We start from the raw sequence: 7,469 nt of genomic DNA on the forward strand, positions 1-7,469 counted from the left end.
GGGCGGCGCTGCGAGGACGCCCGCACGATCAGGTCCGTCGGTATGACCTGCTCGATGGGCCGGCCCGCGTCGACTCCCTCGATGGCGTCGATCAGCAGTTGGACCACGGCCGTGCCGATGCGGCGCGGCTTGAGGGACAGCGTGGTGATGGGCGGGTCGGTGGAGGCGTAGCCCGGGGACTCGCTGCAGCAGACGAGCATCAGGTCGTCGGGCACCCGCAGGCCGTAGCGGCGGGTGGCGGCCAGGAGGTCGGTGCCGTTGGGGTCGAAGAGGCCGTAGACGGCGTCCGGGCGGTCGGGGCGGGCGAGCAGCCGGTCGGCGGCGACGGCCCCGGCGCGCGGGTCGTGGGCGGGGTAGGACTCGTAGACCGGGTCCTGTCCGACGCGCTCGCACCAGGTGAGGTACGCGGTGGTGGACAGCCGGGTGTACGTGTCGGTGCTGGTGCCGGTGAGCAGCCCGATGCGGCGGGCACCGGCGTCGGCGAGGTGGTCGAGCAGCTCCATGACGGCGGCCTGGTGGTCGTTGTCGACCCAGGCGGTGACGGGCAGGGAGCCGCCGGGGCGGCCGTCGCTGACGACGGGGATGCCCTGCCGGACGATCTCGCTGACGACGGGGTCGCCCTCGGCCGGGTCGATGACCACCGTGCCGTCGAGGGCCACGTTGGACCACACGTCGTGCCGGGAGGTCGCGGGGAGGATCACCAGCGCGTAGCCGCGGGCGAGGGCGGCGGAGGTCGCCGCACGGGCCATCTCGGCGAAGTACGCGAACTCGGTGAAGGTGAAAGGTTCTTCCCCGTACGTCGTCACCGTTAAGCCGATGAGCCCCGACTTGCCGGTGCGCAGCGCGCGGGCGGCGGCCGACGGCCGGTAGCCGAGGCGGTCGGCGACCTCGCGGACGTGGCGGCGGGTCGCCTCCGGCAGCCGGCCCTTCCCGTTCAGCGCGTCGGAGACGGTGGTGATCGAGACGCCCGCGGCGGCGGCGACATCCCGGATGCCCGCCCGCGCCAGCTTGCGGCTGGGCGGCCGGCTCACTTGCGGTTGGATCGAGCCGGTCATGCGCCTTCTTTCTTCAAGCACGTACGTGGTCCCCCGTGCAAGCCGCATAGTCAGGCAGGCTTGTCATCGCGAGCTGATAGTAGGGCTCGGATGGCTCGATTGCGGGAGAATCCGAACCGTAACTGACAGGCACGATTCTGCAGGAGCGCATCGGTCAAACGACCATGGAATGCCAAGTGGTTGCACCATTGTCGACCATGGGTCCATGGCGCAAGCTGGGTGATACCTGCCATGGTACGAAGGTCTCGAAGAGGTCTCAGTCACCTTCACGGGTGATGCGCGCCATGGCGTCCGCCACCCGTGCGCGCCAGGGTGGATGCGCCCCCTGCGGGTACGGCCCCGTCCGCGGGGCCCGGCGGGGGCGGCAGGTGTGGCGCGTAACGGCAGGGTACGGGCTGGGTCGAGGAGGACCGCGGTGACGAACGACAAGACTCCCAGGGCTGCTGAGACTGCCGGGACTGCGGGGGATGCGGGGACTCAGGGGGATGACGCGGCTGCCGCGGCTCCCCGGCTGAGGGCTGCGCTGGCGGGCATCCCGACGTACAAGCCGGGCAAGCCGGCGGCGGCTGCGGCTGCGGGGTCCGGGGCCGGGCCGGGGGCGGCGGCGTACAAGCTCTCCTCGAACGAGAACCCCTTCCCGCCGCTGCCCGGTGTGCTGGAGGCGGCGGTCGCGGCGGCCGGGAGCTTCAACCGCTACCCCGACATGGCGTGCGCCGCGCTGACCGCCGAGATCGCCGAACGCCTCGGCGTACCGCCCGAGCACGTCGCCACGGGCACCGGGTCGGTGGGCGTGGCACAGCAGTTGCTGCAGGCGACGGCCGGGCCGGGCGACGAGGTGATCTACGCGTGGCGGTCGTTCGAGGCGTACCCGATCATCACGCAGATCTCGGGGGCGCGGTCGGTGCAGGTTCCGCTGACGGCGGAGGAGCGGCACGACCTGGACGCGATGGCGGACGCGGTGACGGACGCCACCCGGCTGATCTTCGTCTGCACCCCGAACAACCCGACGGGCACGGCGGTGCGCCGCGGGGAACTGGAGCGGTTCCTCGACCGGGTGCCGGAGGACGTGCTGGTGGTGCTGGACGAGGCGTACTGCCAGTTCGTCCGGGACGACGGCGTGGACGGCGGGATCCCGGACGGCCTGGAGGTCTACCGGGACCGGCCGAACGTCTGCGTGCTGCGCACCTTCAGCAAGGCGTACGGGCTGGCGGGGCTGCGGGTCGGCTTCGCGGTGGCGCACGAGCCGGTGGCTGCGGCGCTGCGGAAGACGGCGGTGCCGTTCGGGGTGAGCCAGATCGCGCAGGAGGCGGCGATCGCGTCGCTGCGGAGCGAGGCGGCGCTGCTGGAGCGGGTGGAGTCGCTGGTCGCGGAGCGCACGCGGGTGCGGGAGGGGCTGCTGGCGCAGGGCTGGACGGTGCCGGAGACGCACGCGAACTTCGTCTGGCTGCGGCTGGGGGAGCGGAGCATGGACTTCGCGGCGGCGTGCGAGGCGGCGGGCGTGGTGGTCCGGCCGTTCGCGGGGGACGGGGTACGGGTGTCGGTGGGCGAGCGCGAGGCGAACGACATCCTGCTGGCGGTGGCGGAGGAGTTCCGCAAGGAGCTGTAGACGGAAGCGGAAGCGGGGCCGACCGGGGCGGGACAGGGTCGGCCGGGGCTGGTCGGGTCGGGTGGGGTCGGGACAGGGTCGAGCCGGGGTCGGCGGGAGTGGTGACAACCGCTCGCGCCGCAGAGCGGTGCTCGCCGAGGAGAGCAGTGCTCTCGGTACGGAGCGGCGCCCACCCCGCAGAGCAGTGCTCTCGGTACGGAGCGGCGCCCCGGGCCGCGGACGCACCCGGAGCGCCTGCTCACGGCGGTGACCACCGCTCGCGTACCGGAGCACTGCTCTCGCCGTAGAGCACCCGCCGCACCCGCGACCACCGCTCTCGGCGCGGAGCACCGCTCTCCCCCGGAGAGCACCGTTCGCCCCCGGAGAGCAGTGCTCGCTCGCGGGAGCAGTGCTCTCCGTACGGAGCACCCCCCCCCGCCGCGCCGCGCCCGCCCCCGCAGAGCACCGTTCTCGCACGTGACCACCGCTCTCGCCGCCGGCCCCCGCCGCACCCCCAGACACCCCGAAACCAGACGTAGGGGACCCCCCTGAAAGGCCGGGGAACCCCTGTGCCACACTGGGCCTTGTGAATGTGAACGCATTCACGAGCGGTGCTGTTCATAGGGGTTTACCCCCGTATGCCATGCCGCCACGGCCCCATCGGGCCGACCGGCGCGTGGATCATCGTCAGTGCCGTGACCGTGATCGCGGAGAGGAGCCCTCGTGGATCTGGCACTCGCCCCGGAGACCCTGGCGCGTTGGCAGTTCGGGATCACCACCGTCTACCACTTCCTCTTCGTCCCCCTGACGATCTCCCTCTCCGCCCTCGTCGCCGGGCTGCAAACGGCCTGGGTGCGCACCGGCAACGAGAAGTACCTCAGGGCGACGAAGTTCTGGGGCAAGCTCTTCCTCATCAACATCGCCATGGGCGTGGTGACCGGCATCCTGCAGGAGTTCCAGTTCGGCATGAACTGGTCGGACTACTCCCGCTTCGTCGGCGACGTCTTCGGCGCGCCCCTCGCCTTCGAAGCCCTCATCGCCTTCTTCTTCGAGTCCACCTTCATCGGCCTGTGGATCTTCGGCTGGGACCGCCTGCCGCAGAAGATCCACCTCGCCTGCATCTGGATGGTCGCGGTCGGCACCGTGCTCTCCGCCTACTTCATCCTCGCCGCCAACTCCTGGATGCAGCACCCGGTCGGCTACCGCATAAACGAGGAGTCGGGCCGCGCCGAACTGACCGACTTCTGGCGCGTACTCACCCAGAACACGGCCATCGCGCAGTTCTCCCACACCATCACCGCGGCCTTCCTCACCGGCGGCGCGTTCGTCGTCGGCATCGCCGCGTACCACCTGATGCGCGGCCGGCACGTCGCCGTCATGCGCAGTTCGCTGCGGCTGGGCCTGATGACGATGGTCGTCGCCGGGCTGCTGACCGCGTTCACCGGCGACCGGCTCGGCAAGATCATGTACGAGCAGCAGCCGATGAAGATGGCCTCCGCCGAGGCCCTGTGGGAGACCGAGGCGCCCGCGCCGTTCTCGCTCTTCGCCATCGGCGACGTCGACAAGGGCCACAACAGGGTCGCCATAGAGGTCCCCGGCGTGCTGTCGTTCCTCGCCCACGACAACTTCTCCGACGAGGTCCCCGGCATCAACCCCACCAACGAGGAGCTGAAGGAGAAGTACGACGACAAGTTCGGGCTCGGCGACTACCGGCCCAACATCCCCGTCGCGTACTGGAGTTTCCGCTGGATGATCGGCTTCGGGATGTCCTCCCTCGCCCTCGGCGTCCTCGGGCTCTGGCTCACCCGCCGCCGCTTCTGGCTCGCCGGCCGGCTCCGTACCGGCGCGGGGGAGGTCCCCAGACTCGCGCTCACCAAGGACCGCGAACTCGGCGCCCGCCTCGGCGGCTGGTACTGGCGGCTGGCCTTCTACACCCTCCTCTTCCCCCTCGTCGCCAACGCCTGGGGCTGGATCTTCACCGAGATGGGCCGCCAGCCCTGGGTCGTCTACGGGGTCCTGCCCACCTCCTCCGCCGTCTCCCCCGGCGTCTCGCAGGGCGAGGTCATCACCTCGCTCAGCGTCTACACGCTCCTGTACGCCGCCCTCGCCGTCATCGAGGCCAAGCTGATGATCAAGTACGTGAAGGCGGGGCCACCCGAACTCACCGACTCCGACCGCAACCCGCCGACGAAGATCGGCGGCCACGACCGCGAAGACTCCGACCGGCCCATGGCCTTCTCGTACTGAGGGAGAGGAGACCACGCCATGGAACTGCACGTCGTCTGGTTCGTCCTGATCGCCGTCCTGTGGACCGGCTACTTCTTCCTGGAGGGCTTCGACTTCGGCGTCGGCGTCCTCACCCGGGTGCTGGCCCGCAACCGCGCCGAGCGGCGCGTGCTCATCAACACCATCGGCCCCGTCTGGGACGGCAACGAGGTCTGGCTGCTCACCGCGGGCGGCGCGACCTTCGCCGCCTTCCCCGACTGGTACGCCACCCTCTTCTCCGGCTTCTACCTGCCCCTCCTCCTCATCCTCGTCTGCCTCATCATCCGCGGCGTGGCCTTCGAGTACCGGGCGAAGCGCCCCGAGGAGCACTGGCAGCGCAACTGGGAACTCGCCATCTTCTGGGCCTCCCTGCTGCCCGCGTTCCTGTGGGGTGTGGCGTTCGCCAACATCGTGCGCGGGGTGCAGATCGGCCCCGACAAGGAGTACGTCGGCGACGTGTTCGACCTGCTCAACCCCTTCGCGCTGCTCGGCGGGCTGGTCACGCTCTTCCTCTTCACCTTCCACGGCGCGGTGTTCACGGCGCTGAAGACCGTCGGCGACATCCGGAGGCGGGCGCGCCGGCTGGCCACCGTCCTCGGTACGGCGACGGCGGCGCTGGCGCTCGGCTTCCTGTTGTGGCTCCAGACGGACACCGGCGACGGGCGGAGCCTGGTGACGCTGATCGCGGCGGTGGCGGCGCTGTTCTGCGCGATCGGCGCGGTGGCGGCGGGCCGGGAGGGGTGGTCGTTCCTCTACTCCGGGGTGACGATCATCGCCACGGTCGCGACGCTGTTCCTGGCGCTGTACCCGGACGTGATGCCGTCGAGCCTGAACCCGGCGTGGAGCCTGACGGCGGAGAACGCCTCGTCGACGCCGTACACGCTGAAGATCATGACGTGGTGCGCGGGGATCGCGACACCGGTGGTGCTGCTGTACCAGGGGTGGACGTACTGGGTGTTCCGCAAGCGCATCGGTACGCAGCACCTCGCGCCGGAAGCGCACGCGGCGGTCGCCGCGGGCGGTTCGGGTGCGGACGGCCCGCCCGCCGCGGACGGAGCGGGTGCGGACGGGACGGGTACCGGCGGGGCGGGCCGGTGACATGAAGCCCGTCGACCCGCGCCTGGCCCGGTACGCGCGCGCGACCCGGTCGTTCCTGCTCGCCACGGTCGCGCTGGGCGCGGCCGGCGCGGGGCTGCTCATCGCGCAGGCGGTGCTGATGGCGGAGATCGTCGTCGGCGCCTTCGAGGACGGCATGTCGGCCGCCGGTCTGCGTACGCCGCTGCTGCTGCTCGCGGCGGTCGCCGCGGGGCGGGCGGCGGTGAGCTGGCTGACGGAGCTGGCCGCGCACCGGTCGAGTGCGGCGGTCAAGTCGGAGCTGCGGATGCGGCTGCTGACGGAGGCGGTACGGATCGACGGCTCCCGCACTCCGGCGGGACAGGGCGCGGAGGGCGAACCCCGTACCGGCGAACTCGCCGCACTCGCCACCCGCGGCATCGACGCCCTGGACGCCTACTTCGCCCGCTACCTGCCCCAACTCGGCCTCGCCGTCGTCGTCCCCGCGGCCGTCCTGGCGCGCATCGTCACCGACGACTGGGTCTCCGCCGCGATCATCGCCGGCACCCTGCCGCTGATCCCGGTCTTCATGATGCTCATCGGCTGGGCCACCCAGGCGGCCACCGACCGCCAGTGGCGCACCCTGTCCCGGCTCTCCGCCCACTTCCTCGACGTGGTCTCCGGCCTGCCGACGCTCAAGGTCTTCGGCCGCGCGAAGGCGCAGGCCGACAACATCCGCACCATCACCGCCGACTACCGCCGCGCGACGATGCGCACGCTGCGGATCGCCTTTCTGTCGTCGTTCGCGCTGGAACTGCTGGCGACGATCTCGGTGGCGCTGGTCGCGGTCACCATCGGCATGCGGCTGGTCCACGGCGAACTGGACCTGTACACGGGGCTGGTGGTGCTCATCCTGGCCCCGGAGGCGTACCTGCCGCTGCGCCAGGTCGGTACGCACTACCACGCCGCGGCGGAGGGCCTGGCGGCGGCCGACAGGGTCTTCGCGGTCCTGGAACGGGGCGAGCCCCGCAAGGACGCGGCCACCCCCGGCGCCACCCCCGCCGCAGCGCCACCGGGCCCGACGACAGCAACCCCGTCGGCCCCGTCACCGTCGGCCCACTCACCGTCGACCCCATCGGCATCAACCCCGCACGCCCGCCCAAGGGTAGGTCCCCCCGCCGACAGCGCCTGCCCGCACGCACGCGACGCCGCCCTCGCCCTCGACGGTCTCGTCGTGCGGCACGACGGCCGGGCCGAGGACTCCCTGCCGCGTACGAGCCTCACGCTCCGCCCCGGCGAGACCGTGGCGCTGACCGGGCCCTCCGGCGCCGGCAAGTCCACGCTCCTCGCCGCGCTCCTCGGCCTCGTACGGCCCGCGGCCGGCCGGGTGCTCATAGGCGGGCGCGACCTCGCCGCCCTCGACCTGGTGAGCTGGCACGCGCAGGTCGCCTGGGTACCGCAGCGGCCCGCGCTCTTCGCCGGCACCGTCGCGGACAACGTCCGCCTCCCCC

The 7,469-nt window shown here is 71.8% G+C and carries 5 protein-coding genes; 4 read left to right on the top strand and 1 reads right to left on the bottom strand.

What is annotated here, in order from left to right; translation table 11 throughout:
• Positions 1-1,055, bottom strand: a 1,055-nt coding sequence (locus H5J30_RS11930; RefSeq protein WP_181787411.1) for a LacI family DNA-binding transcriptional regulator, incomplete at its 3' end; no start/stop codon positions are given.
• A gap of 511 nt (positions 1,056-1,566) precedes the next feature.
• Here H5J30_RS11930 and hisC point away from each other — a divergent pair.
• From hisC to cydD, 4 genes are all read left to right on the top strand, one after another.
• Positions 1,567-2,661 carry a histidinol-phosphate transaminase gene (gene hisC, locus H5J30_RS11935; RefSeq protein ID WP_181787415.1) on the top strand — a complete coding sequence of 365 codons (1,095 nt, stop codon included), beginning with the start codon at positions 1,567-1,569 and terminating at the stop codon, positions 2,659-2,661.
• Positions 2,662-3,363: 702 nt separating this feature from the next.
• Positions 3,364-4,887 carry a cytochrome ubiquinol oxidase subunit I gene (locus tag H5J30_RS11940; protein WP_181787412.1) on the top strand — a complete coding sequence of 508 codons (1,524 nt, stop codon included), beginning with the start codon at positions 3,364-3,366 and terminating at the stop codon, positions 4,885-4,887.
• An 18-nt stretch (positions 4,888-4,905) separates the two neighbouring features.
• Positions 4,906-6,003: a cytochrome d ubiquinol oxidase subunit II gene (gene cydB, locus H5J30_RS11945; protein ID WP_181787413.1), complete on the top strand. Its 1,098-nt coding sequence runs from the start codon at positions 4,906-4,908 to the stop codon at positions 6,001-6,003.
• Position 6,004: 1 nt separating this feature from the next.
• Positions 6,005-7,469 (top strand): thiol reductant ABC exporter subunit CydD (cydD, locus tag H5J30_RS11950; protein ID WP_181787414.1); only part of this gene is annotated, 1,465 nt, incomplete at its 3' end.

The organism is Streptomyces phytophilus, assembly GCF_013870535.1.
Classification (GTDB): domain Bacteria; phylum Actinomycetota; class Actinomycetes; order Streptomycetales; family Streptomycetaceae; genus Streptomyces; species Streptomyces phytophilus.